This window comes from Pseudomonas cyclaminis, assembly GCF_015163715.1.
GTDB classification, from domain to species: domain Bacteria; phylum Pseudomonadota; class Gammaproteobacteria; order Pseudomonadales; family Pseudomonadaceae; genus Aquipseudomonas; species Aquipseudomonas cyclaminis.
In genome coordinates this window covers 1-24,860 of sequence record NZ_JADDUM010000208.1, presented here as the reverse complement: position 1 = coordinate 24,860, position 24,860 = coordinate 1, and the positions used below count along the sequence as shown (strand labels likewise).

Here is a 24,860-nt window from a genome sequence, read left to right as displayed (position 1 = left end):
TACAAATGCCGCGATACAGCGTCTATTTACCGACCAAATGAGCGCCGGGAGGTCGTCGTGGCGCCAGGGTCTCGATATACTCGGCCCTTGCGAGCGCAAGACCCGCAGTCTTGAGGGGCTGCTGTGCCAAAACGTCGTTGGGTGCCATCCAGCCGATTTGGCAGAGTTTCCCTTTAGTACGCCTTACGAGAAACGTGTCGAACGGAGTATGTTTGTGCTGAAACGTTTTTCTGACAGTCGGCTATCCACCTTGCTCCACCTATAAAAGCGTCACGGGTCAGAGGCCCCACGGCATGATCGAACTCGAACAAGAAGATCCTATCCCGCAAGGCGATCTCGCCCTGCAAATCACCGCGCTCCCGCGTGAAACCAACGGTTTTGGCGATATCTTCGGCGGCTGGCTGGTCGCGCAGATGGACCTGGCCGGTACCGCCATGGCCAGCAAGGTTGCGGGCGGTCGCGTGGCCACCGTGGCGATTGATCGCATGGCGTTCCTGGTGCCGGTGGCAGTGGGCGCGCAGTTGTCCTTCTACACCCAGGCCCTGGAAATCGGCCGCAGCTCGATCCAGATGATGGTCGAAGTGTGGAGCGACGACCCGCTGTCCAGCGAATGGCGCAAGGTAACCGAGGCGGTGTTTGTGTTCGTCGCCATCGACGGCAGTGGCCGCACGCGTTCGGTGCCGTCGCGCGCCCGTTAAACCTCGCCGGGTTTTGACGGTCCATTGCCCCATTGCCTGCCATAAAGAGTGCTGTGTATGCCTATGCCCCACGTTGAAACCGTGAAGATCGACGAGCTGGACTGCTGGCGTATCCGCCACAACGGCGCGCAATTGATGGTCGCCCAGCAGGGCGCGCATATCTTCAGTTACGGGCGTGAGGGCGAACAGCCGCTGATCTGGCCTAACCCCGCGGCGGTATTCAAGCAAGGTAAAGGCATCCGAACCGGTGTACCGGTGTGCTGGCCATGGTTTGGCGTGTTCGACCGCAACCCGCAAAGCGTAAAGGCGATGCGCCAGAGTGACCAACCTGCCGGCGCCCACGGTTTTGCGCGTACGGCACGCTGGGAATTGGCTGGGAGCGAACTTGAAGGCGAAGCACTGCGCGTGGACCTGACACTGCCCGTACCGGCAGGCGGCTTCCCCGGCTGGCCCCATCAGGTTGACCTGACACTGAGCCTGCGGCTGGACGACCAACTGCACATCCGCCTGACCAGCCATAACCAGGGCAGCGACACCGTCACCCTGAGCCAGGCGCTGCACACCTACTTCGCCGTCAGCGATGTGCGCAACGTGCAGGTCGACGGTCTGGACGGCTCGACGTACATCGACACCGCCGATGGCTGGAGCGAGAAGAAGCAATCCGGCCTGCTGCACTTCAGTGCCGAGACCGACCGCATCTATCTCGACACGCCTGCAGAGCTGAACATCGTCGACAAGGATTGGCAGCGCCGTATCCAGCTCATCAGCGAAGGCTCGAAATCCACCGTGATCTGGAACCCCTGGACCGAACGCGCCAAGGCCTTCGACGACATGGCCGACGATGGCTGGACAGGCATGCTGTGCATCGAGACGGCTAATGTGCTGGAGGATGTGGTGAGCCTGGCCCCAGGTGAAAGCCACGCTCTAGGCGTGAGCATCAGCGGTATAGCTCTGTAAACCCAATCAAAATGTGGGAGGGGCTTGCCCCCGATAGCAGAGGGTCAGTCAGCACATTTGTTACTGATAGACCGCTATCGGGGGCAAGCCCCCTCCCACATGGTTATGTGTTGGGTTTTAGAGGTCTGATTCCTTTACGACCCGCACCTTCCCAGCATCCAGCGCATAGGCCGCGTCCGCCAGGTCGTTGTTGACCTTCTCCACCTTCAGCGTCCCCGTCACCCACAGCGGCGTGTAGATATCATCCAGCTTCAACCCCTTGGGATAACGCACCAGCACCAACTGGTTGGGCGGCGGTGGCGGCACGTGGATGCACGCGCCTGGGTACGGCACCAGGAAGAACAGCGTGCTACGGCCCTTGGCATCGGTTTCCAACGGCACCGGGTAGCCGCCGATACGGATGTCCTTGCCGTTCATGGCCGCCACGGTCTTGGTCGAATACATCACCGCCGGCAGGCCTTTGCTCTGCTTCAAGCCCCCCTTGTCGGTAAAGGTGCCTTGAGCTTCCGGGGAGTTGTGGTCGATCTCGGGCATGGCTTCGAGGGCCTTTTGGTCCGACATCGGCATCAGGTCGAGCCAGTCGGTTTCCGGCAGTTCACTGGCGTGCGCCAGGCCAGAGCCCAGCAGGAGGAGAGTCAACAGAAGACGGCGCATGGAGAAGCTCGGCAAGTTCAAGTGCCGAGCATTCTAGCCCTCTGCGCCTGCGCAGCGCAGAGGACTTTGTCGGCTGATTACTTCTTTTTGATCAGGCCGTAGATCACCAGCAGGATGATCGCCCCGACCAGCGCGCCCAGAAAGCCTGCGCCCTGACCTGCCTGGTAGATACCCAGTGCCTGACCACCGTAGGTCGCGGCCAGGGAGCCGGCGATACCCAGCAGGATGGTCATGATCCAGCCCATGCTGTCATCGCCTGGCTTGAGGAAACGCGCGAGCAGGCCGACGATCAAGCCGATAAAGATGGTTCCGATGATACCCATGGCATTTCCCTCTGAATGAAGTGAGCTATGCCAAAGCCTAGTCAGGCTTTGGCATCCTGCAATCAGAGAGACGACGGTCACCAATGGTTCCCGTCGGACTTGGCTTATTGCTCGGCGATCAGCGCTTCAACCTTGAGGATCTGCGCTTGCAGCGTCGCGCGGTCCTTGCAGCGCAGGTTGGCATGGCCGACCTTGCGCCCGGCCTTGAAGGCCTTGCCGTAGTGATGCAGATGGCAGTCATCGATCGCAATCACGCGCTCCACCGGCGGTACCACACCGATGAAGTTGAGCATGGCACTCTCGCCGACCTTGGCCGTGGACCCCAGTGGCAAGCCCGCTACCGCCCGCAGGTGGTTTTCGAACTGGCTGCACTCGGCGCCTTCAGTGGTCCAGTGCCCGGAGTTGTGCACACGCGGGGCGATTTCGTTGGCCTTGAGGCCGCCGTCGACTTCAAAGAACTCGAACGCCATCACGCCGACATAATCCAGTTGCTTGAGTACACGGCTGGAATAGTCTTCGGCCAGGGCCTGCAACGGGTGGTCAGTACTGGCCACGGACAGCTTGAGGATGCCGCTGTCGTGAGTGTTGTGCACCAACGGGTAGAAGCGGGTCTCGCCATCACGGGCCCGCACGGCGATCAGCGAGACTTCTCCGGTGAACGGCACGAAGCCTTCCAGCAGGCAGGCGACGCTGCCCAGTTCGGCGAAGGTGCCAACCACATCGGCAGCGGTGCGCAGGACTTTCTGGCCCTTGCCGTCGTAACCCAGGGTCCGGGTTTTCAGCACGGCTGGCAGGCCGATGCTGGCGACGGCGGCGTCCAGGTCCGCCTGGGACTGGATGTCGGCGAAGGCGGGAGTCGGAATGCCCAGGTCCTTGAACATGCTCTTTTCGAACCAGCGGTCGCGAGCGATGCGCAGGGCTTCGGCGCTCGGGTACACCGGCACGAACTGCGACAGGAAGGCCACGGTTTCGGCCGGGACGCTTTCGAACTCGAACGTCACCAGGTCGACTTCGTCGGCCAGTTGGCGCAGGTGGTCCGGGTCGCTGTAGTCAGCACGCAGGTGTTCACCCAGGGCTGCAGCGCAGGCGTCCGGCGCCGGGTCCAGGAAAGCGAAGTTCATCCCCAGCGGGGTACCCGCCAAGGCCAGCATGCGGCCCAGTTGGCCGCCACCGATTACACCGATTTTCATCGTCAACAACCTCAGGCGATACGTGGGTCTGGATTGTCCAGCACGCTGTCTGTCTGCTCAGCACGGAATTTTTTCAGCACCGCATGGAACTGCGGGTGCTTGGCGCCCAGGATGCTGGCGGACAGCAAGGCGGCGTTGATCGCCCCGGCCTTGCCGATCGCCAGGGTGGCCACCGGGATACCGGCCGGCATCTGCACGATGGACAACAGCGAATCCACGCCCGAGAGCATTGCCGACTGCACCGGTACGCCCAGCACTGGCAGGTGAGTCTTGGCAGCACACATGCCCGGCAGGTGCGCTGCGCCGCCGGCACCGGCGATGATTACCTCAATGCCACGGGATTCTGCTTCATCGGCATACTGGAACAGCAAATCCGGGGTGCGGTGGGCAGAGACCACTTTCACTTCATACGGAATGCCGAGTTTTTCCAGCATATCGGCGGTGTGGCTAAGGGTGGACCAATCGGACTTGGAGCCCATGATCACGCCAACCAATGCACTCATCGTCGTGCCTCTTCTCTCTGGGCGCCCGCAGGCGCGTCAAAAAACAACAAGCCACGCGGGAAATCCGGCGTGGCTTGGTGTACGAATTAAGGCCGGTTGGACCGGCCGAAGGCCGCGCAGTATACCGTAATAATCCAGATAAACAGCCCCTCGGATGACCATCTGTCCAGCGGCGCAAAGTGGCGGTTTTATTGACTTTCAAGTCAGCCAAATCACCACAAAACCCTGTGTTGGGCCCGAGATTGGGCTCAGGTGGTTTGCGCCGCGCCACCTTCGAGCTTGCGCCACAACAACCGCACATTTGCCTTGCGCACCAACGCACACCGATACAGACGAATCTCCAGCGGCACATGCCATTGCGGCCCGCCGCACACCACCAGTTCGCCACGGGCCAATTCCGCACGCACACTCAGTTGCGGCACCCAGGCAATGCCCAGGCCTTCCAGGGCCATGCTTTTGAGGCTGTCGGCCATGGCGGTTTCGTACACGGTGGTAAAACGCAGGGCGCGCTGGCGCAGCAACAGGTGCACCGAACGGCCGAGGAACGCGCCGGCGCTGTAGGCCAGCAACGGCACGCTGCCCTCGCCCTCCAGGTCGAACAACGGTTTGCCGTCGGCATCGGCGGCGCACACCGGGAGCATTTCGGTGTTGCCCAGGTGCAGCGACGGGAAGATTTCGGCGTCCATCTGCATCGCCGCGTCCGGGTCGTAGAACGCCAGCATCAGGTCGCAGCCACCTTCGCGCAGGGCGTGCACGGCGTCACCGACGTTGGTGGCGACCAGCCGCGTGGCGATGTTCAACCCCTCGTTGCGCAACTGCGCGATCCAGCGCGGGAAGAAGCCCAGCGCCAGGGAGTGGGCGGCGGCCACTTGCATGACTTCGCCCTGCCCGCCCTCCAAATGATGCAAATGGCGCAGCACTTCACCGAGCTGCTCGACCACGGTGCGCGCGGTGACCAGAAACAGTTGCCCCGCCGCCGTCAGTTCCACCGGGGTGCGTGAGCGATTGACCAGGGTCAGCCCCAGCGCGGCCTCAAGGCTGCGGATACGTCGACTGAACGCCGGCTGGGTGACAAAGCGCCGCTCTGCCGCCTGGGAAAAGCTGCGCGTCGCCGCCAGGGCGCTGAAGTCTTCCAGCCATTTGCTCTCAAGGTTCATCACTGCCTCCCACGGGTACGCACCATTTTGGCACACACGCCCGCCATCATAGCCGGGTCACATCTGCATTATGCCGTTTATGCATAGGCCAGTGCTGAACAGCATTGGCCCAAATTTTCCTACAGGCCTAGCATTCGCGGTGTTCCGGCCTGTTCCGGGTCCCTATCGAGATGATTTCCGTCATGTCCTCCGCTGCATCATTCCGCACAGAAAAAGACCTGCTTGGCGTACTCGAAGTACCCGCCCAAGCGTATTACGGCATCCAGACCCTGCGAGCGGTGAATAACTTCCGCCTCTCGGGCGTTCCGATTTCGCATTACCCGAAATTGGTGGTCGGCCTGGCAATGGTCAAGCAAGCAGCCGCTGATGCCAACCGCGAGTTGGGCCAGCTCAGCGAAGCCAAGCACGCTGCTATCAGCGAAGCCTGTGCCCGCTTGATCCGCGGCGATTTCCACGAAGAGTTCGTGGTGGACATGATTCAAGGCGGCGCCGGCACTTCAACCAACATGAATGCCAACGAAGTCATCGCCAACATCGCGCTGGAGGCCATGGGCCACCAGAAGGGCGAATACCAATACCTGCACCCGAACAACGACGTGAACATGGCGCAGTCGACCAACGACGCCTACCCGACCGCGATCCGCCTGGGTCTGCTGCTGGGCCATGACGCGCTGCTGGCCAGCCTCGACAGCCTGATCCAAGCCTTCGCCGCCAAAGGCGTCGAGTTCGGCCATGTGCTGAAAATGGGCCGCACCCAACTGCAAGACGCCGTGCCGATGACCCTCGGCCAGGAATTCCGCGCCTTTGCCACCACCCTCAGCGAAGACCTGGCCCGCCTGAAAACCCTGGCGCCAGAGCTGCTGACCGAAGTGAACCTGGGCGGCACCGCCATTGGCACCGGCATCAACGCCGACCCGCGTTACCAGGCCCTGGCCGTACAACGCCTGGCCACCATCAGCGGCCAGCCGCTGGTACCGGCTGCCGACTTGATCGAAGCCACCTCCGACATGGGCGCCTTTGTGCTGTTCTCCGGCATGCTCAAGCGTACCGCCGTGAAGCTGTCGAAGATCTGCAACGACCTGCGCCTGCTGTCCAGCGGCCCACGCACCGGGATCAACGAGATCAACCTGCCGGCGCGTCAGCCAGGCAGCTCGATCATGCCCGGCAAGGTCAACCCGGTGATCCCGGAAGCCGTGAACCAGGTTGCGTTCCAAGTCATCGGCAACGACCTGGCCCTGACCATGGCGGCCGAAGGCGGCCAGTTGCAACTGAACGTGATGGAGCCGCTGATCGCTTTCAAGATCTTCGACTCGATCCGCCTGCTGCAACGCGCCATGGACATGCTGCGCGAACACTGCATCGTCGGCATCACCGCCAACGAAGCGCGCTGCCGCGAACTGGTGGAGCACTCCATCGGCCTGGTCACCGCGCTGAACCCGTACATCGGCTATGAAAATGCCACCCGCATCGCGCGTATCGCCCTCGAAAGCGGCCGCGGCGTGCTGGAACTGGTGCGCGAAGAAGGCTTGCTCGACGACGCCATGCTCGACGACATCCTGCGCCCCGAAAACATGATCGCTCCACGCTTGGTCCCGTTGAAGGCTTAAGCGTTTGTTGCACTGCTCACCAGGTTGAGGGACTAGACACCTCTCACCTTTTGAGGGCCCGAAGGCTCGTTCTTCAGGCCCTTTTTTTTTGCCTCAAGGTTGTGAAATGACGCCCATAAAAAATCCAATATCGCCCTGCAAACCCACCTTGCCTGTAACAGCTTGGCTGAAACCTTTAATCAGCCCGAGCAGACGGATCACGTTCGCCTAGGTATAGTGCCGCCCCTCTCGCGTCTGCGGCCGTCGGTAACGAGGCCCGGTACAGCGCGAAACCGCATGAATAACAACCCGCAAAAGGATTGGGGTCGAACGGTCGTGCACTGCCTGGTGCTTAGCGATTGCGTCGAACCGTCCTGCGTTTGCCATTAGAAAAATCAGCGAGGAACACTCCATGCTCGAAGTCATCAACGACTTCCTCTCAGGGAAAGTACTGATCGTGCTCATTGTCGGGCTCGGCGGTTATTTCACGATCCGCTCGCGTTTCGTACAACTGCGTCACTTTTTCCATATGTTCTCGGTGTTCAAAGACAGCCTGAAGAGCAGCTCCGGCCAACTCAGCTCGTTCCAGGCGCTGATGCTCAGCCTGGCCGGCCGCGTAGGCGCCGGCAACATCGCCGGTGTCGGCATTGCCGTCACCCTTGGCGGCCCAGGCGCCGTGTTCTGGATGTGGGTCACCGCGCTGGTGGGCATGTCGTCGAGCTTTATCGAGTGTTCCCTCGGCCAGCTGTACAAGCGCACCGACGCAGAGGGCACCTACCGTGGCGGCCCGGCCTATTACATCCAGCACGGCCTGCAAAAACGCTGGCTGGGTATGGTGATGGCGTTCCTGCTGCTGGTGACCTTCGGCTTCGCGTTCAACGGCCTGCAAGCCCACGCCGTGACCCACTCGCTCAACAACGCCTTCGGCCTCGACACCACCTACACCGGCCTGGCCCTGGCGGCATTGCTGGGCCTGGTGTTCATCGGCGGGATCAAGCGCATCGCCTCGATCGCCGACCTGCTGGTGCCGGTCAAGACCCTGGTCTATATCGCCGTGACCCTGTACGTGATCGTGCTGCAATTCGACCACGTACCGGCCATGCTCGCGACCATCGTCAAGAGCGCATTCGGCCTCGACCAAGCCTTCGGTGGCCTGGTGGGCAGCGCGATCATCATGGGTGTGAAGCGCGGTGTGTTCGCCAACGAAGCCGGTTTGGGCAGTGCGCCTAACGTGGCGGCGGTGGCCTCCGTAGAACACCCGATCGCCCAAGGCGTGGTCCAGGCGTTCAGCGTGTTCCTCGACACCTTCGTGATCTGCACCTGCACCGCACTGCTGATCCTGCTTTCCGGCTTCTACACCCCAGGTTTTGAAGGCGACGGCATTGCCCTGACCCAGAACTCCCTGGCGGCAGTGGTCGGTGACTGGGGCCGCATGTTCATCTCGGTAGCCCTGGCGTTGTTCGTGTTCACCTCGATCATGTACAACTACTACCTCGGCGAGAGCAACCTGCGCTTCCTGGTGGGCAATAACCGCAAGGTGCTGATGGGCTACCGCGCATTGGTACTGGCGCTGATTTTCTGGGGCTCCATCGAGAACCTGAGCACGGTGTTCGCGTTTGCCGACATCACCATGACCCTGCTGGCCTTCGTTAACCTGTTCGCCCTGGCGTTCCTGTTCAAGATCGCCATGCGCATCCTGAACGACTACGACAACCAGCGCGCCGCAGGCATCAAGACCCCGGTGTTCGACTCCAGCCAGTTCCCTGACCTGGACCTGGACCGCACGGCGTGGCCGGCAAACCCGGTGAAATCCGAAGCGGCCCCGGCGGCTGAACTGAGCGCTCAAGCGCAACGTTAATCGCAGCCAGATGACACGCCGCCCGGCCTTGGGCATGCTCTGGGCCCGGCGGCGTTTTTCGTTCAGGAGATTCTTCGATGCAATCAGCTAACAACGTGATGGTGCTCTACACCGGCGGCACCATCGGCATGCAGGCCAGCGCCAATGGCCTGGCCCCGGCATCCGGTTTTGAAGCGCGCATGCGCGAACAGCTCGCCAACCAGGCTGTGCCCACGTGGCGCTTCCGGGAAATGGCGCCGCTGATCGACAGCGCCAACATGACACCCGCTTATTGGCAGCGCCTGCACACCGCGGTGATCGATGCCGTGGACGCTGGCTGCGACGCGGTACTGATCCTGCACGGCACCGACACCCTGGCCTACAGCGCGGCGGCCATGAGTTTCCAACTGCTGGGCTTGCCGGCACCGGTGGTGTTCACCGGCTCCATGCTGCCCGCAGGCGTGCCGGACAGCGATGCCTGGGAAAACGTCAGCGGCGCACTGGTTGCCCTGGGCGAAGGCCTGGCGCCCGGTGTTCATCTGTATTTCCATGGTGAGTTACTGGCACCGACCTCCTGCGCAAAAATCCGCAGCTTTGGTCGCCATCCGTTCGCAGCCTTGCAGCGCCAGGCGGGTATGCCCAAGGCCGAATCGCTGCCTGAAGCCCTGCATTATCGTCAGCCCAAAGCCGTGGCGAACGTGGCTGCACTGCCATTGGTACCGGGAATTAGCGCGGCGCAGCTAGACGCGGTGCTCAACAGCGGCATTCAAGCCTTGGTGCTGGAATGTTTCGGCAGCGGCACCGGGCCCAGTGACAACCCCGAGTTTCTCGCCAGCCTCACGCGGGCACGCGACCGGGGCATCGTGGTGGTTGCCATTACCCAATGCCATGAAGGCGGCGTGGAGCTGGATGTCTACGAAGCCGGCAGCCGTCTGCGCGGGGCCGGTGTGCTGTCCGGTGGCGGGATGACCCGTGAAGCGGCGTTCGGCAAGCTTAATGCGCTGATCGGTGCAGGGCTGGCAACCAGCGAAGTCCGTCGCCTGGTCGAACTGGACCTGTGCTGCGAACTGAGTTGATCGGCATGTAACTTGCTCCACTTCCAGCCATCTACTGGCTGGAAGTTCCTATGCTGCACTCCCACCTCACCACCCTCAACGCCGTCTCACTGGTGCTGGATACCTTCCAGGCCGAAGGCGTGCCCAGTGCCGTGCTGCTGGCCGGTAGCGGCATCTGTGGCGCAGACCTGAACCACGCCGACACCCGCATCACCACCAACCAGGAGATGCGCGTGTGCGCCAACGCGGTGGCCTTGCGCGGGGATATCGGCCTGGACCTGGGCCGGCGCATGCACGTGTCCTCCTACGGCCTGCTCGGCTATGCACTCCTGACCAGTGCCACCTTCGGTGACGCTTTACGCCTGGCGCTGCGCTATCCGGCGCTATTGGGAACACTGTTTGAGCTGAATCTTGAGGAGGATGGCCAGCGGGTCTGGTTCACCGCCAGCGACTATCGGGAAGTCCCGGCGCTTGCCGCGTTCAATGCCGAGTGGTGCCTGGCCTCGTTGAATGTCATCTGCGACGACCTGCTGGGCCGGCCCTTGCCGTTGCTGGGCGCGCGCTTTGAACATCGTGCGCCGGCGTATCAGGCGCGCTATGCCGAACGCTTCGACTGCCCCGTACAGTTCGAGGCCGGCACCAATGCCTTCGCCTTCGACCGACGCTGGCTCGACCAGCCATTGCCTCTGGCGGACGCCATCACCCACCGGGCCGTGGCCGACCGTTGTCGCAAGCAGAACACCGAGTTCACCGGTCGCCAGGCTTGGCTGGGCCGGGTGCGCCAGTTGCTCGCCGCCCAACTGCGCGCCGCGCCGGGTATCGACGGGTTGGCCGGGCAAATGAACTGCTCGCCGCGGACCCTGCGCCGGCACCTGCACGACTTGGGCTGCAGCTATCAGGAACTGCTGGACGAACTTCGCTTCGAGCAGGCCAAGCAATGGCTGGCCGACGATCAGTTGCCGATCTACCGGATTGCCGAACAGTTGGGCTTCAGTGAGACCGCCAGTTTTCGCCATGCGTTTGTGCGCTGGAGCGGGGTTGCGCCGAGTCAGTTTCGGCCATAGGCCCCGGCGGGCGGGCGAATAACGGACAGCGCCGTTGGCCGTATTTATCCCCTTTTGGCCGCTCCTGCCGTTCTCTTGCCGCGCCGGTGAGGCAACACTGCAAGGCACCCTCCTGCGCCTTCGAGAACAACAATATGCTGACGATCTACTCGGATGATCATCACCTGCACCACGGCCGTTGCGAATTGATGGACGGGCAATTGATGCCCTGTTTCGAAATGCCCTCCCGCGCCGACCACGTGTTGCAACGGGTAAAAGACCGCGAACTGGGCCCCGTGCGCGCACCGCATGACTTCGGCCTGGCACCCTTGGCACGCGTTCACTCACAGGCCTACCTGGACTTTTTCAAAGGCGCCTGGGAACGCTGGACCTTGTTCGGCCAGGAGGGCGACCTGCTGCCCTACACCTGGCCGCCCGTACCTTGCGCCGGGTATTGCCCACCAGCCTGCATGGCCAACTCGGGTATTACAGCTTCGACGGCGGCGCGCCCATCACCGCCGGGACCTGGCAGGCGGCCTACAGCGCCGCCCAGGTGGCGCTGACCGCGCAGCAGGCGATCCAGGCCGGGGCGCCGGCGGCGTTTGCCCTGTGTCGTCCGCCCGGACACCACGCCGCCAGCGACCTGATGGGCGGTTACTGTTACCTCAACAATGCGGCCATCGCCGCCCAAGCCTTTCTGGATCAGGGCCATGAAAAGGTCGCGATCCTCGACGTGGACTACCACCACGGTAACGGCACCCAATCGATTTTCTACGAGCGCAGCGACGTGTTGTTCACCTCGATTCATGGCCACCCGGAGGCGGAGTTTCCGTTTTTCCTCGGCTATGCCGACGAGTTGGGAGAAGGCGCCGGAGAAGGCTTCAACTTCAATTACCCGTTGCCGGCGGGCTCCGGCTGGGAATGCTGGAGCGCGGCGCTGGACCAGGCCTGTAGGGAAATCGAGCGCTACGGCGCCGATATCCTCGTCGTGTCGCTCGGTGTGGACACGTTCAAAGACGATCCCATCTCGCAATTCAAACTCGACAGCCCCGATTACCTGGCGATGGGCGCACGCATCGCCCGCCTGGGCCGACCAACGCTGTTCGTGATGGAAGGCGGCTACGCAGTGGAAGAAATCGGCATCAATGCCGTCAACGTTCTCGAAGGTTTTGAGGAAGCAGCCCAATGAAGATGCTCAAGTCACTTGCCCTCTGTGCAGCCGTCCTCAGTTGCGCGGCCCACGCCGAAGAAAAAACCCTGCGGGTCTACAACTGGTTCGACTACATCACCCCCAAGGCCCTGGAAGACTTCAAGGCGCAGAACCCGTCGATCAAGTTGATCTACGACATCTTCGACACCAACGAAGCCCTGGAGGCCAAGCTGCTGACCGGCAACTCCGGCTATGACGTGGTGGTGCCGTCCAACGTGTTCCTGGCCAAGCAGATCGAGGCCGGCGTGTTCCAGCCGCTGGACCGCAGCCAGTTGCCCAACTGGAACCACCTTGATCCCAAGCTGATGAAGCTGATCGAGGCCAACGACCCCGGCAATAAATTCGCCGTGCCTTACATGTACGGCACCATCCTCATCGGCTTCAACCCCGACAAGGTCAAGGCTGCGCTGGGCGACAACGCGCCGGTGAACAGCTGGGACCTGATCTTCAAGGAAGAGAACATCAGCAAGCTCAAGCAATGCGGCGTCGCGTTGCTCGACTCGCCCTCGGAGATCCTGCCCCTGGCCCTGCAACACCTGGGCCTGGACCCCAACAGCAACAACCCCAAGGATTATGAAAAGGCCGAAGCACTGCTGCTCAAGATCCGTCCCTACATCACCTACTTTCACTCCTCCAAGTACATGGCCGACATCGCCAATGGCGACATCTGCGTGGCGGTGGGCTATTCCGGCAGCTTCTCCCAGGCCGCCAACCGCGCCAAGGACGCCAAGAACGGCGTGACCGTGGACATGCGCCTGCCCAAGGAAGGCGCACCGATCTGGTTCGATATGCTCGCCATACCCAAAGGCGCCAAGAACCCGCAGGACGCCTACACCTTCATCAACTACCTGCTGCAACCCCAGGTGATCGCACCGATCAGCGATTTCGTCGGTTACCCCAACCCGAACAAGGACGCCACCGAACAGGTTGACCCGGCGATCCGCAACAACCCCAACCTGTATCCGACCGAAGCGGCGATGGCGACGCTCTACACCTTGAAACCGCTGGACAGCAAAGCCGAACGCGCCCGAACCCGGGCCTGGACCAAAATCAAGTCGGGCACCTGAGCGCACCTTCACACACCCGCTCCCGGCTGCGGAGCGGGTATGTCACCCGTGGCAAGTATCTACCGCCTTGCCCGCATCACCAGCCCTTAACTTGGCACCCTTTACGCCGTTCGGCCCAGGCCGGATCGCGACCGAGGAATTGCCAATGCCCACTGACTCACCCCACTCGCCTGCTCTGGCCAATAACCGCCCACCCAGCACTTATGAGCTGCTCACTCAGCTGACCACAGGCCCCTCCACGCGAGAAGTCGCTACGGCGATCCTGCGCTCGGCGCTCAAAGAGCAGTACCCGACACTGAATATCGACCCGGACCTGGCAATGGTGGTCACGCCGCGCCGCGTCGTCACCGCAGACAGCGTGCAAGCGATTGAGCCCTACGCCGAATCATTGACCAGCGTCTTGGCCCGTCAGACGCTGGCAGTCAAACCGGTGGTCTACCTCGACGGTGAACACTTTCTCAGCCTGCAGCCGGACGCCCACCCTGCTGTGCATCTACCGGTGAAAATCGATGGTATCGCCCGCCTGATCAATGAACTGGCAGGCCTGCTGTTCACCGCGTTCCAGGAGGAGCAACTGAACTACTGGAACACCTCCAGTAACAACAACGGCCCTCGCTGGCAGGCGCTCTCCCACTCGTTGCGTAAAGTGTGGAACCTCACGGAGAGGGACGACTGGGACGCGCACGATTGCAGCATGGCCAGGAACTTGTTTCATTTTCCGGACAAGGCCGAACGCCAGGCAAAAGACCTCTACAAGAGCCGGGCGTACCTGATTGGCATCGAGGTGCGCCAGCGCGACCAGCCCGTTCACAGCAGCATGACCGGCACGGCGGTACTGATCGGCGAGCACGACCGACGCCCGCTGATCCTCACGCACTCGGTGGTGAACGGTTACGAGAAGTTCGATTCGCTGGAGCAATTGGGCGAACAACTACCGGCCTGGCTGAATCTGCAACAATCCGACATGACCTTGCAGTGGCGGTTGTACGAACCGAGCGGCAACTTTTTCGATCATCAGGCCTGCACACTGATCGAGCTGCAGATAGAAGCCATTGATGACCTCGGCATGGAGGACGCTGGCGGGCCATCCGTGACCAGCCTGCCCCGTCCCACCATGACCCGCATAATACCGGGCATCGAAGAATTGACTGACGACACGCTGTCCAGTGTCCGTCAGATACATAGCCAGTTGCCCGATTGGATGGCCGGCGCGTCCGACCGCGACGTGTCGTTGTACAGCCGCTACGTGATTGACCTGGCCGAGCTGCAAACGCAAAACCACGGCCGCACGTTCCGCGACGATATTCCCTCGATACGCGACTATTGCCGCGCACAACTGCGCGCGCGGATCCCCACCGATAAAAAGGGCTTTCACCTGAATCTGGACAAGGTCGAGATCAGCATCGAAAGCCCGGTGGTCTGGGGTTCCTTCGTGTTTCCCGTCGCCAACGACATTACCCGTCGCAGCCTGATAGACCTGGCGCTGGACAACTTGACCGGCCTGCCGACCGGCCAGGCGAGCGTGCATTACAACGGCGGTCCGGCACCGCAATGGCTGTCCTTCAACTACCTCAAGGGCATCATCGAGGCGCTGGACATCGGCAAGCACTATCCGGCCCTGATCAAACAGAAACTGCTGACGGACCCCGTACAGTCCAAAGCGCGACAAAGGCTCTACGCCAATCAGTTACGGGTGCAGTTACCGTTGATGGCCTTGCAGTTGAAGATCCAGCACAAGAACGGCTTCGACGACCTCGGTTACCGCTACGTCGCCGCCGTCATGCAGGACCACCCCCATGATCGCCAAGTGGACGGACAGGAGATCTACATTCGTCCACTGGCCTTCGTCCCGACCCTGCGCACCACGCCAGGGCAGGATGTGGTGACCAACATGTTCGTCATTGGTCCCAAGGATCACAGGGCCGGACCCTGCGTACTGTATCGGCCGTTGCTCGAACCGATACTGGCCCAGTATGCCTCACGACAAAACCTCATCTATGCCATCAAGCACCAGCCTGAGCTGCGTGAGTCGGTGCTTGCGTGGCTGCCCGAGCAAGCGCGCTTCAATTACGCGCAGTACGTGTTCCCGGGCAAGCTGCCCTCGCCGTGGACAGTCGCACAGGCACTGGTCGAGCCAGAGACGCTGCTGCAAATGAGCGGCCCCCTGGCCTTGAGCGATGAAACACTGGGCAATGACATCCTGGCGACGCTGTTCATGGCGAACGCCAACGCCATGGTCGAACTGGCGACGCGCCAGTCGGTATCCAACATGCAAAAACGCTGGGACACCTTGCGCCAGGCCGGCTGGCGGATCTTCAACGCAGCCTTGCCGTTTTTCGGGCGCACAGTGGGTATGGCCGCCTGGATCTGGCAGATCATGGACGATTTGCAGGAGGTCACAGAGGATGCGCAGACCGACTACCAGGCGACGTCCTGGGCGGCAGAGGCCGATCTGCTGCTCAACCTGGGTATGGCGCTGGTGCTGCATGTCGCGCTGCGCCATCCGCCCACAGACGTCCAGCGTTCAAAACCCAGTGCCGAGCCCCCGCCTGTCTTGACCGATAAACCTGAAAAGCCGCCACGCCCCAGGCCGACCATCAGCGTCAGCCGCCAGCCGGATCTGCCTGACAGCGAGCGTGCACCCACACACGTGGGCCGACTGAATATCAGCGGCGCCATAAACCGCACGCCCAGTAGCCTTGCGGCGACCCTGGACAGCTTCAAGATCGACAAACCTGCCGGGCTGGGTGCGCAAACCAAAACACCCGGGCCCCACTTGCACCTGTATCCACTGACAGGCAAGTGGTACGCGCCCGTGGCGCAACGGTGGTTTGAGGTGCGCCTGGATGACAACGACGCCGTGGTGATCGTCGACCCGCTCAACCCCTCGCGTACCGGGCCGTTGCTGCTGAGCAACCTGGCCGGCCAATGGTTTGTCGACGTACGCCTGCGCTTGCGCGGCGGCGGCTTCAGGAATCGGCGGCGGGCAGCCCAGGCTCAGACACCTTCACGTATCCAAACGTTGAGAAACCAGATCACGCAATTCAACACCGACGAGAATCGCCAGCAGCAGAGCATGTACGACGCCTACGTCGCCCTGGGCACCGATGCAGCCCCCTCTACCGAAGAACGCCGCCAAGCCTATGGCAGCCAGGTCGATAACCGGCTGGCGGAGTACGAAGTACCGATCCGACAGCTCAGGGCCCTGGAGATTATCGACACGGTGCCCGACTACCAGCGCGAGATGATCAGCTACTTGAACAAGCAAATCCTGCTGACCCGTTCGGTCATCGACAACCGCCTGCCGTCGTTTCGTAACTTGCTGACGACCACCCTGGAGAGCCTTGAGCAGACGGCCTTGGACGACCCACAAGCCCAGGCTGCCAGCGCCCTCATCATGTCAGACAGAACGCTGGAGCTGATTCAGCGCTTGGAATACGTGGACTCCCGTTTCAAGGAACTGGAAGGCCTGGGGCCGGAGGGGGCCGCCATCATCCAGGCCACAATGAGGCTTTTACCGGGCATTACACTTCCCGACCTCAAGGCCTATCGCATCAGCCTGGCGCGCTATCTGTGTGTCGGGCCGGGAAGCGACGAGGCCTTTACCAATGCCCGCAGCCAGTTAAATGAGATAGTCGAGGGGATCGACGTTCACCTGCAAAGCTTGCTGGAGATCCTGGGCACCGAAGCCGACAGCACGCTGGATGAGCGTATCGACGCCCTTAACAGTCTGCTTGAGCAGTTTGCCATTAGCGACCAACGGATGCTCGACCTGCACGCCGAGCAGCCGCAGCAGGTCATGCGCGAACCCTTGGAGAGCCTGCGCCAGCAACTCGATGAGTTCAGTCAGCGTGCAGCCCATAACCTGGCGCAGCTGCTGAAAGAAAGAAAAGCCCTGGAGCCCAAACCCGGTAGCTCGAAAGCAGCACAAACACCCAGACGGAAAATCATCAAGACCCGCTTCAACAGTGTGGTGGTGGGCGAGCCCCGGCAAACTGACAGCACGCTGGTGGATGTCAAGGCCCCGTTGACCGGCCGAGTAATCGCCACGTTCCACGAAAAAACGCCAGGGGTCTGGGTCGAACGTCAGCGCTCCGAACCCCGGGCACCACAGTCCGCCGACCTGGAGGCCAGCATCACCGCCGGCCGGGACGTGCTCAGAGAAGAACCGGCCGCCACCTTGCGCACCCTGGGCCACTCCAAAAAACCCGGACGCATTCCGGTGGAAATCGAAGAGATGTTCCACCAGTACGCCGCTCGCCTGGAGCGCGCCGTGGCGACCATTGAAGCGGCCCTGACCCGCCTCAACCTCACGGAAAGTGACCGTCCTTCCGCCGCCACTCTCAAACAACAACTCAGCGTAGCCGCAGAAAGGCTCTATGAATTGGGCACCCAAACACGGGTCGGCATGACCAAGCAACAAGCGCCGACCGCCGCCCGCGTGGAGTGGCTGCACGGCCTGGGCCAGGTGAAAATCACCAAGGTGGTGAGCCGCCGTCGTCTCAAGGGACCGGGTAAAAACTACTTGGATGAATACGAGGTGCGCGACCACCAGACTCATCAGGTGTTGTGGTACGCCCACTTTCACTACCGTTCGCCAGAAGCGGCCGTCGAGGACTATGTGGCCGGGCACCTCAAGACCCGCGAACAACAGAAGCTTGGGAGCCTCTTTCGGCACACAAGCTTGAGCGAGCGGGAGGAAATCGCGATTTATCGCAGTGAAATCAGCCTGCCCTTGGCGAAGAAACTATTTTTTGCCCACTGATTCTCAGCCGGTCCGCCAGGCCTGACGCAAGCGCGCCAGCGCCAGGGCGATTGCCGGCTCTGGCACCGCGGCAAACCCCAGCACCAGGCCGGCGCGCTGATCCGCCGGCTGGGTGGATTGGGCCAGCCAGTAACTGCTCAAACCATTGACCTCGACATCCACGGCGCGGGCCTGTTCAAGCAGTTGCTGCTCGCGGGCCAGGCTGTTCACACGCACCGTCAGATGCAGCCCCGCCGCGACGCTGGGCAGCTCACCAACCCCCGGCAGCCCGCTCGGCCAACCGGCCAACAAGGCGTTGCGCCGGCTCAACGCCGCTCGCCGCATACGGCGGATGTGCCGCTGGAAGTGCCCGGTCGCCATGAATTCGGCCATGACCGCCTGGGTACTGACTTCCGAGTGGCGCATGTCCACCGCACGACGCCGGGAAAATGCGTGCACCAGGCCCATCGGCAATACCAGATAACCCAGGCGCAAGGCCGGGAACGCCACTTTGCCGAAGGTACCGACATAGAGCACGCGCCCACTGCGGTCCAGTGCGGCCAGGGGCGCCAGCGGTGCGCCGCTGTAGCGGTACTCACCGTCGTAGTCGTCCTCCACGATCCAGCCGCCGGTGCGCTCGGCCCAGGCCAGCAGTTCCAGGCGCCGCGCCAGGCTCATCACCACGCCCAGCGGGTATTGATGCGAGGGTGTGACGTAGGCCAGGCGGCAATCTTTCAGGCTGTTCAGGACTTGGCAATCGATGCCTTCGCTGTCCACCGGCACGCCATGCAGGCGCCCTCCGGCCAAGGCGAATGCGTGACCGGCGGCGCGATAGCCTGGGTTTTCCACCGCCACGCCGTCGCCGGGCTCCACCAGCAGCTGTGCACAAAGGCTGATTGCCTGCTGTGCGCCACTGGTGATCACTATTTGTTCAGCCGAGCATTGCATGCCGCGAGAACTGCGCAGGTAAGCCGCGATCAGCCCGCGCAGGCGTACGTCACCTGCCGGGTCGCCGTAGCACAACTGTTCCAGATCCGGCTTGCGCCAGAACGCCCCATTCAGCTTGGCCCACACCTCAAACGGGAACAGATCGAAGGCGGGCACCCCCACGCGAAAGGCCTTGGGCGGACCAGTCGGCGGTTGAGGCAAATGGTTATTTTCCAGACGGTCCAGGGCCGGCCTGTGGATAACTTCGTCATCGAGATCCAAGGGCAAATTCGCCCATTTTGTGGATAAGGCTGGGGATAAGCCTGTTGATAACCCTGTGGATGGTTTTGTGGATAGTTTTTTCGGGGTGGGCAGTTGGGCGACATAAGTGCCATCGCCCACCCGGCCTTCAATAAACCCCTCGGCGTACAGTTGATCGTAGGCGCGCACCACGCTGTTACGGGAAATCGCCAGGGCCGCCGCCAAGTCACGGCTGGCGGGCAAGCGCGTACCGCTGACCAGGCGGCCATCCAGCACTCGCTGGCGCAAGGCTTCATAGAGTTGGCGTGTCAGGCCCTGGCGCCGATCCAACTCAATGCCGGCAGGGTTGAACGACAGCGGCGGCTCTATGGAACGCATCGAATTGGACCTATTAAATTGACGATAGATGGCTCTTACAACGAACCATTAGCCTGCCTAGGATGCAGGCATTCGCCAAGGAAAATATTCATGTACACACCTCGCGCCTTTGCCCTCGACGACTTGCCCGACATCCAGCAACTGATCCAGCACACACGCCTGGCGCAGGTGGTGACCTTTGGCGAGCAAGGCCTGCAGGCCAGTCACTTGCCGCTGTTGCTCAACCCCGATGAAGGCCCCTACGGCACGCTCTATGGGCACCTGGCCAAGGCCAATCCGCAGTGGCGCGACTTGCAAAATGGCAGCGACGCGCTGGTGATCTTTGCAGGCGCCGACGCCTACATCAGCCCCGCGTTCTACCCGGCCAAGGCCGAGCACGGCAAAGTGGTGCCGACCTGGAACTACACCGCCGTCCACGCTTACGGCAAAGCTGAAGTGTTCACCGACGCCGAGCGCCTGCTCACGCTGGTCAGCGCCCTGACCGAGCGTCACGAAACCGGCCGCGCCCAACCCTGGGCCGTCAGTGACGCCCCGGCCGACTACATTGACGGCATGCTCAAGGCCATCGTCGGCTTCGCCCTGCCGATCGAGCGCGTGATCGGCAAACGCAAACTCAGCCAGAACCGCAGCGCGGCGGATATGGCCGGCGTCCGCGAAGGCCTGGCCGCCAGCCCCGACGTGCGCGACCAGACACTAGCGCGCTGTATTCCCCAAGGAGTTCCAGAATGAGCCAGATCGACATCCGCCCCGTCACCGCCGCCGACCACGCCGCGTGGCTGCCGCTGTGGCAGGCCTATTTGGCCTTCTACAACACCGAGCTGCCTGACGCAGTGAGCCAGAGCACCTGGCAACGCCTGATTGATCCCCAGGAACCGACCTACTCAGCCCTGGCCTGGCAGGACGGCAAGGCGGTGGGCATGGTTAACTTCATCTACCACCGCTCCAACTGGAGCATCGAGAACTCCTGCTACCTGCAGGACTTGTTGGTGGACCCGAGCCAACGCGGCACGGCGTGGGTCGCAAACTGATCGAATTCGTCTACACCACAGCCAAAGCGGACGGCTGCTGCAAGGTCCATTGGCTGACACACGAGACCAACGCCACGGCGATCCAACTCTACGAACGCATCGCCGAACGCCCTGGTTTCATCCAATTTCGCAAAGGTCTTTAAGGAGCGCAGCATGTCCACTTCCCCCGCCGACTGGAAAGGCGTCCCGGCACCCAGCACCCTACTGCTTGAAGGGCGCTTTATCCGCCTGGAAAAACTCGACCCTGCACGCCACGCCGACCAACTGTGGCAAGCCCTTGAGGGTCCCGGCGCCGACCCCAAGTTGTGGGACTACTTGCCTTACGGTCCATTTGCGGATCGCGCCGCGTTCGATGCCTGGCTGAACAACCACGCCGCCCATAACGACCCGTACTTTTTCAGCGTAATCGACCGCGCCAGCGGCGAGGTGCAGGGCATCCTCAGCCTGATGTCCATCGTCCCGGCGCAGGGCCGGATCGAAATCGGCCACGTCACGTTCGGCGCGCCAATGCAGCGCTCGCCCAAAAGCACCGAAGCCGTTTACCTGCTGGCCAAGTACGCGTTCGACCAGGGCTACCGCCGCCTGGAATGGAAGTGCAACAACGGCAATGCCCGCTCCAAATACGCGGCCGAGCGGTTGGGGTTCAGTTTTGAGGGGGTGTTCCGCCAGCACATGGTGGTCAAGGGGCAGAACCGCGATACCGCGTGGTATTCGATTCTGGATGGGGAGTGGCCGACGGTGGGCGCAGGGTTTGAGGCGTGGTTGTCGGAGTCCAACCAAGCGGGTTCGGGTCAGCTCAAGACACTGACCGAGTGCCGAGCCTGACCTTCCAAACAACACAGGACAAACTGTGGGAACTGGCTTGCCTGCGAAGGCGGTGGATCAGTTGCAGATGCATTCACTGACACACCGCCTTCGCGAGCAAGCCCGCTCCCCCAGTTTCATCTGCGTGGAATCAGTTAGCTAATCGCTGGGCCAGCACCGCAATATGCTCCGGCCCGATCCCACAGCAACCGCCCAGGTGGCTGGCACCGCGCTTCTGCCAGTCCGCGGCCCAATGCAGATAGCCCGGCGGGTCGAGGTCGTCGCGCAATGGGTCCAGGCCATCGTTGGCCGTGGCTTCCTTGGGTTGCGGCGGGAAGGCATTGGCGTAGGCGCCGATCTGGATCGCCACGCCAAGGCGCTCGAAGGTCTGGCGCGCCGCGTCGATGGCTGCGCCGATCACTTCCGGCTGGCTGCAGTTGAACAACAACACTTGCACACCCAACTGCGCCGCCGCTTCGGCCGCGTCCGCCACTGGCTCGCCGGAGCGCAGGCGCGGGACGTCGTCGGTGTCTTCGTCTTTTAAGGTAAACGACAGCCAGAACGGCTTGCCATCCTGAGGCAGGCCGGCATGAATCGCCCGCGCCTCGACGATAGAACTCTGGGTTTCCGCCAGCCATAGGTCGACGTGGGGCGCCAAGCCCTGCACCAGTGGCGTGAGTAACTCAGACACGCGCTGGGCTTCAAACAAGTCCGGTCGATAGGAGCCAAACAGCGGCGGCAGCGAACCGGCCACCCGCACGTTTTTGCCCGAGGCCGTCACCGCACGACGCGCCAACTCACCGGCCAACGCCGCCAGGGCTTGGCCTTCAGCCGCGAAGCGCGCTTCGCCGATATGAAACGGCACCACCGCGTAGCTGTTGCTGGTGATCACGTCGGCACCGCTGTCGATATAGGCCGCATGCACCGCCTCCACCGCCTGCGGCGCTTCGCTCAAGGCCAACGCCGACCACTCCGGCTGGCGGAACGGCGCGCCACGGCGTTGCAGTTCACGGCCCATGCCACCATCGAGGATTACTGTTTTTGCGCCCATATGCTTTTTACTCATAAGCTTATGAAAATAACTCACTATGAGAGTCGTTCTTATAACTATTTAATACGTTCAATTCGGTTCATACCAACTCTTTTTTCTAAAGGTGTCCTTCGTGAAACTTAAACCCTTGCTGGCCCTGGGCCTGATCACACTGGCTGCCGCTACCCAGGCCTTCGGCGGTACGACCCTGGACCGCATCGAGCAGAAAAAAGAGCTGGTGGGCGTGCTGATGGAAAGCTATCCACCGTTCTCGTTCCTCAATGACCAGAACCAACTCGACGGCTTCGACGTCGATGTGGCCAAGGCCGTGGCACAAAAGTTGGGTGTAAAGCTGCGCCTGGAAACGCCGTCCTGGGACGTGATCGCCGCCGGCCGCTGGAGCGGGCGCTACGACATCTGCATCTGCTCGATGACCCCGAGCAAGGCCCGCGCCGAAGTGTTTGATTTCCCGGTGGAGTACTACGCCTCTCCGGCCGTGATCGTGGTCAATGCCAAGGATGACCGCATCCACGCCGCCAAGGATTTGACCGGCAAGAAAGTCGGCCTCACCAGCGCCTCCAGCTATGAGAGCTACCTGAACAAGAACCTGGTGATCGAAGGCGCCGAAGACACGCAGTTGCAGTACCCGTTCGAGGACGTGCAGATCGCCCCGTACGACACCGATAACGTTGCCTTCCAGGACCTCGGCCTGGGTGCCGGCGTGCGCCTGGACGCGATCCTCACCAACCTGGTCACCGCCCAACCGCGCCTGACCCAGGACAAGCGCTTCAAGCTGGCTGGCGAACCGCTGTACTCGGAGCCCAACTCAGTGGCCATCGAAAAAGGCGACGCGGCGTGGGACAGCAAAGTGCGTGAGGTGTTTGCCCAGCTCAAGCAGGACGGCACCTTGAGCAAGCTGTCGCAAAAATGGATCGGCGCTGATATCAGCCGATGAGTTTTCGCACACGGCTTTACCTGACATGGGCGGCGCTGTTCGCCCTGTTTGCCAGCTTCTTCCTCAGCTTTGACCTGAAGTTCTCGATCATCCTCGACAAGCTGCCCAACCTGGTCGGCCTGCATCTGGCGCCCAATGGGTTCCTGCAGGGCGCGGCGTTGACGCTGTTCCTGTGCCTGTGTTCGATTCTGGTTTCTTCGGCGCTGGGCTTCGTCACGGCGCTGGGGCGCCTGTCCCGCAGTGCGGTAGCGTTCGGCATCGCGACGTTCTACGCCTCATTTTTTCGCGGTACGCCGCTGCTGATCCAAATCCTGCTGATCTACCTTGGCCTGCCGCAACTGGGCGTGGTGCCTGGCGCGATCACGGCCGGGATCATTGCGCTGTCGCTGAACTATGGCGCCTACCTGAGCGAAATCTTCCGCGCCGGCATCCTCGGCGTGCCCCACGGCCAACGCGAAGCCGCCCTCGCGCTGGGCATGCGCGACAACGCGATCTTTTGGCACGTCACCCTGCCCCAAGCCATGCGCACCATTGTTCCGCCGGCCACCAACCAGTTCATCTCGATGCTCAAGGACTCGTCCCTGATCTCGGTGATGGGCGTGTGGGAAGTGATGTTCCTGGCGCAATCCTATGGCCGTTCGAGCTATCGCTACATCGAGATGCTCACCACCGCCGCGATCATCTATTGGGTGATGTCCCTTGGGCTGGAGCTGATCCAGGCGCGGATGGAGCGTCACTATGGCAAGGGGTATGTCCGGCGCGGGTAAACCGCCGCCATCCGCCCTATCGCTCAGCGTTTCAAATCGCAGCAGACGAGAGACATCTCCCGCAAACCAGCGGCTGCGGGCCTGACATTTATCCTGCCTGCGCCTCGCTAAATTCCCCGCCTCATATATCAAGAGGTGGGTTTACATGCGGTTCTTACAGAAACAACTCGCGCTGGCCATGACCCTGGTGCTGGGGGCCGTCGGCGCTCAAAACGCACAGGCACGGGGCGACATCGAGCCAGACAGCGAATGGCTCGACCAGCTCGTGGCAGGCAACGAAAAAGGTTATCCAGAACCCGCCACTCCCGCGCCTGAAGACGTCTACTTCGCCGACCACGCCACCAGTCGAAACGGCCTGAGTGTCGCCCGCATGCTGGACTCTGCAGTCGATGACCTGCTGGCGTCAGACGAACTGGACGATTGGACAAAATACGAACTGGAGGATTACCTCCAGTACTTGGGCAGCCTGGAGCCGGGCCGGCTAGGTGCGGTGCTGGAACAAGTGGCCGGCAGCCAGAACGCCAACCTGGGCACCGCTACCCAAAACAGCATGAAACAGCTGAATGCCAGCCTGCATTCGGCAATACGCCAGCTGGATAACGACACCGGCGAGACGGGCCGCGTTTGGGTCCAGGGCCTGGGCAACAGCGGCAGGCTCGATGGGCAACACGGCAGCGCCGGTTTGA

At 62.0% G+C, this 24,860-nt stretch carries 19 protein-coding genes and 3 pseudogenes; 15 read left to right on the top strand and 7 right to left on the bottom strand.

Features of this window, described 5'->3' with window-relative positions; all coding sequences use genetic code 11:
- Nucleotides 1-293: 293 nt before the first annotated feature.
- Nucleotides 294-698 (top strand): acyl-CoA thioesterase, encoded by a 405-nt coding sequence (locus IQK56_RS23835; protein WP_003176975.1) that lies wholly within the window; start codon nt 294-296, stop codon nt 696-698.
- 57 nt (nt 699-755) lie between these two features.
- On the top strand, nt 756-1,655 hold the full coding sequence (locus IQK56_RS23830; protein ID WP_150761870.1) for a D-hexose-6-phosphate mutarotase: 900 nt from the start codon (nt 756-758) through the stop codon (nt 1,653-1,655).
- A 117-nt stretch (nt 1,656-1,772) separates the two neighbouring features.
- On the opposite strand, the gene IQK56_RS23825 is transcribed toward IQK56_RS23830, so the two are convergent.
- From IQK56_RS23825 to IQK56_RS23805, 5 genes are all read right to left on the bottom strand, one after another.
- Nucleotides 1,773-2,309, bottom strand: coding sequence for a DUF3299 domain-containing protein (locus IQK56_RS23825; RefSeq protein WP_122306681.1), 537 nt, complete (start codon nt 2,307-2,309; stop codon nt 1,773-1,775).
- 77 nt (nt 2,310-2,386) lie between these two features.
- Nucleotides 2,387-2,632 carry a GlsB/YeaQ/YmgE family stress response membrane protein gene (locus IQK56_RS23820; protein ID WP_099586064.1) on the bottom strand — a complete coding sequence of 82 codons (246 nt, stop codon included), beginning with the start codon at nt 2,630-2,632 and terminating at the stop codon, nt 2,387-2,389.
- Between the two features lie 104 nt (nt 2,633-2,736).
- Nucleotides 2,737-3,822 (bottom strand): 5-(carboxyamino)imidazole ribonucleotide synthase, encoded by a 1,086-nt coding sequence (locus IQK56_RS23815; RefSeq protein ID WP_083356067.1) that lies wholly within the window; start codon nt 3,820-3,822, stop codon nt 2,737-2,739.
- Nucleotides 3,823-3,833: 11 nt separating this feature from the next.
- Nucleotides 3,834-4,325, bottom strand: coding sequence for a 5-(carboxyamino)imidazole ribonucleotide mutase (gene purE / locus IQK56_RS23810; protein ID WP_003176980.1), 492 nt, complete (start codon nt 4,323-4,325; stop codon nt 3,834-3,836).
- 248 nt (nt 4,326-4,573) lie between these two features.
- Complete coding sequence (locus tag IQK56_RS23805; RefSeq protein WP_015886587.1) at nt 4,574-5,482, bottom strand: LysR substrate-binding domain-containing protein; 909 nt, start codon at nt 5,480-5,482, stop codon at nt 4,574-4,576.
- A 182-nt stretch (nt 5,483-5,664) separates the two neighbouring features.
- On the opposite strand from IQK56_RS23805, the gene aspA reads away from it, so the two are divergent.
- The 7 genes and pseudogenes from aspA (at nt 5,665) to IQK56_RS23770 (ending at nt 18,045) form a co-directional block, all read left to right on the top strand.
- On the top strand, nt 5,665-7,089 hold the full coding sequence (aspA, locus tag IQK56_RS23800; protein ID WP_032884466.1) for an aspartate ammonia-lyase: 1,425 nt from the start codon (nt 5,665-5,667) through the stop codon (nt 7,087-7,089).
- A gap of 391 nt (nt 7,090-7,480) precedes the next feature.
- Nucleotides 7,481-8,926: an alanine/glycine:cation symporter family protein gene (locus IQK56_RS23795; RefSeq protein WP_122306682.1), complete on the top strand. Its 1,446-nt coding sequence runs from the start codon at nt 7,481-7,483 to the stop codon at nt 8,924-8,926.
- Nucleotides 8,927-9,003: 77 nt separating this feature from the next.
- Nucleotides 9,004-9,981 (top strand): asparaginase, encoded by a 978-nt coding sequence (locus tag IQK56_RS23790; protein ID WP_193864117.1) that lies wholly within the window; start codon nt 9,004-9,006, stop codon nt 9,979-9,981.
- A 50-nt stretch (nt 9,982-10,031) separates the two neighbouring features.
- The gene (locus tag IQK56_RS23785; protein ID WP_122308650.1) at nt 10,032-11,024 is read left to right on the top strand and encodes an AraC family transcriptional regulator; all 993 of its coding nucleotides are present in this window, start codon (nt 10,032-10,034) and stop codon (nt 11,022-11,024) included.
- Between the two features lie 134 nt (nt 11,025-11,158).
- Nucleotides 11,159-12,192, top strand: a pseudogene (locus tag IQK56_RS23780) (histone deacetylase family protein).
- Nucleotides 12,189-13,280, top strand: coding sequence for a polyamine ABC transporter substrate-binding protein (locus IQK56_RS23775; RefSeq protein WP_122308584.1), 1,092 nt, complete (start codon nt 12,189-12,191; stop codon nt 13,278-13,280). The pseudogene IQK56_RS23780 and the gene IQK56_RS23775 overlap by 4 nt, the downstream one beginning before the upstream one ends.
- A gap of 145 nt (nt 13,281-13,425) precedes the next feature.
- On the top strand, nt 13,426-18,045 hold the full coding sequence (locus tag IQK56_RS23770) for a dermonecrotic toxin domain-containing protein (RefSeq protein WP_193864118.1): 4,620 nt from the start codon (nt 13,426-13,428) through the stop codon (nt 18,043-18,045).
- A 3-nt stretch (nt 18,046-18,048) separates the two neighbouring features.
- Here the strand turns inward: IQK56_RS23770 and pdxR are convergent, their stop codons facing one another.
- Nucleotides 18,049-19,590 carry a MocR-like pyridoxine biosynthesis transcription factor PdxR gene (pdxR, locus tag IQK56_RS23765; protein WP_150761865.1) on the bottom strand — a complete coding sequence of 514 codons (1,542 nt, stop codon included), beginning with the start codon at nt 19,588-19,590 and terminating at the stop codon, nt 18,049-18,051.
- A 90-nt stretch (nt 19,591-19,680) separates the two neighbouring features.
- Between pdxR and IQK56_RS23760 the strand changes: the two genes are divergently transcribed.
- The 3 genes and pseudogenes from IQK56_RS23760 (at nt 19,681) to IQK56_RS23750 (ending at nt 21,443) form a co-directional block, all read left to right on the top strand.
- On the top strand, nt 19,681-20,319 hold the full coding sequence (locus tag IQK56_RS23760; RefSeq protein ID WP_150761864.1) for an FMN-binding negative transcriptional regulator: 639 nt from the start codon (nt 19,681-19,683) through the stop codon (nt 20,317-20,319).
- Nucleotides 20,316-20,761 (top strand): annotated as a pseudogene (locus IQK56_RS23755) (GNAT family N-acetyltransferase). The gene IQK56_RS23760 and the pseudogene IQK56_RS23755 overlap by 4 nt, the downstream one beginning before the upstream one ends.
- A gap of 10 nt (nt 20,762-20,771) precedes the next feature.
- Nucleotides 20,772-21,443 (top strand): GNAT family N-acetyltransferase, encoded by a 672-nt coding sequence (locus IQK56_RS23750; protein ID WP_122308594.1) that lies wholly within the window; start codon nt 20,772-20,774, stop codon nt 21,441-21,443.
- Between the two features lie 130 nt (nt 21,444-21,573).
- Here IQK56_RS23750 and IQK56_RS23745 read toward each other — a convergent pair whose 3' ends face one another.
- Nucleotides 21,574-22,473: a homocysteine S-methyltransferase family protein gene (locus IQK56_RS23745; RefSeq protein WP_122308596.1), complete on the bottom strand. Its 900-nt coding sequence runs from the start codon at nt 22,471-22,473 to the stop codon at nt 21,574-21,576.
- A gap of 112 nt (nt 22,474-22,585) precedes the next feature.
- Here IQK56_RS23745 and IQK56_RS23740 point away from each other — a divergent pair, with 112 nt between their 5' ends.
- The 3 genes and pseudogenes from IQK56_RS23740 to IQK56_RS23730 all read left to right on the top strand — a co-directional run.
- Nucleotides 22,586-23,407: an ABC transporter substrate-binding protein gene (locus IQK56_RS23740; RefSeq protein WP_150674531.1), complete on the top strand. Its 822-nt coding sequence runs from the start codon at nt 22,586-22,588 to the stop codon at nt 23,405-23,407.
- Nucleotides 23,404-24,174: an amino acid ABC transporter permease gene (locus IQK56_RS23735; RefSeq protein WP_122308600.1), complete on the top strand. Its 771-nt coding sequence runs from the start codon at nt 23,404-23,406 to the stop codon at nt 24,172-24,174. The genes IQK56_RS23740 and IQK56_RS23735 overlap by 4 nt, the downstream gene beginning before the upstream one ends.
- A 145-nt stretch (nt 24,175-24,319) precedes the next feature.
- Nucleotides 24,320-24,860, top strand: a pseudogene (locus IQK56_RS23730) (autotransporter domain-containing protein); the annotation flags it as partial.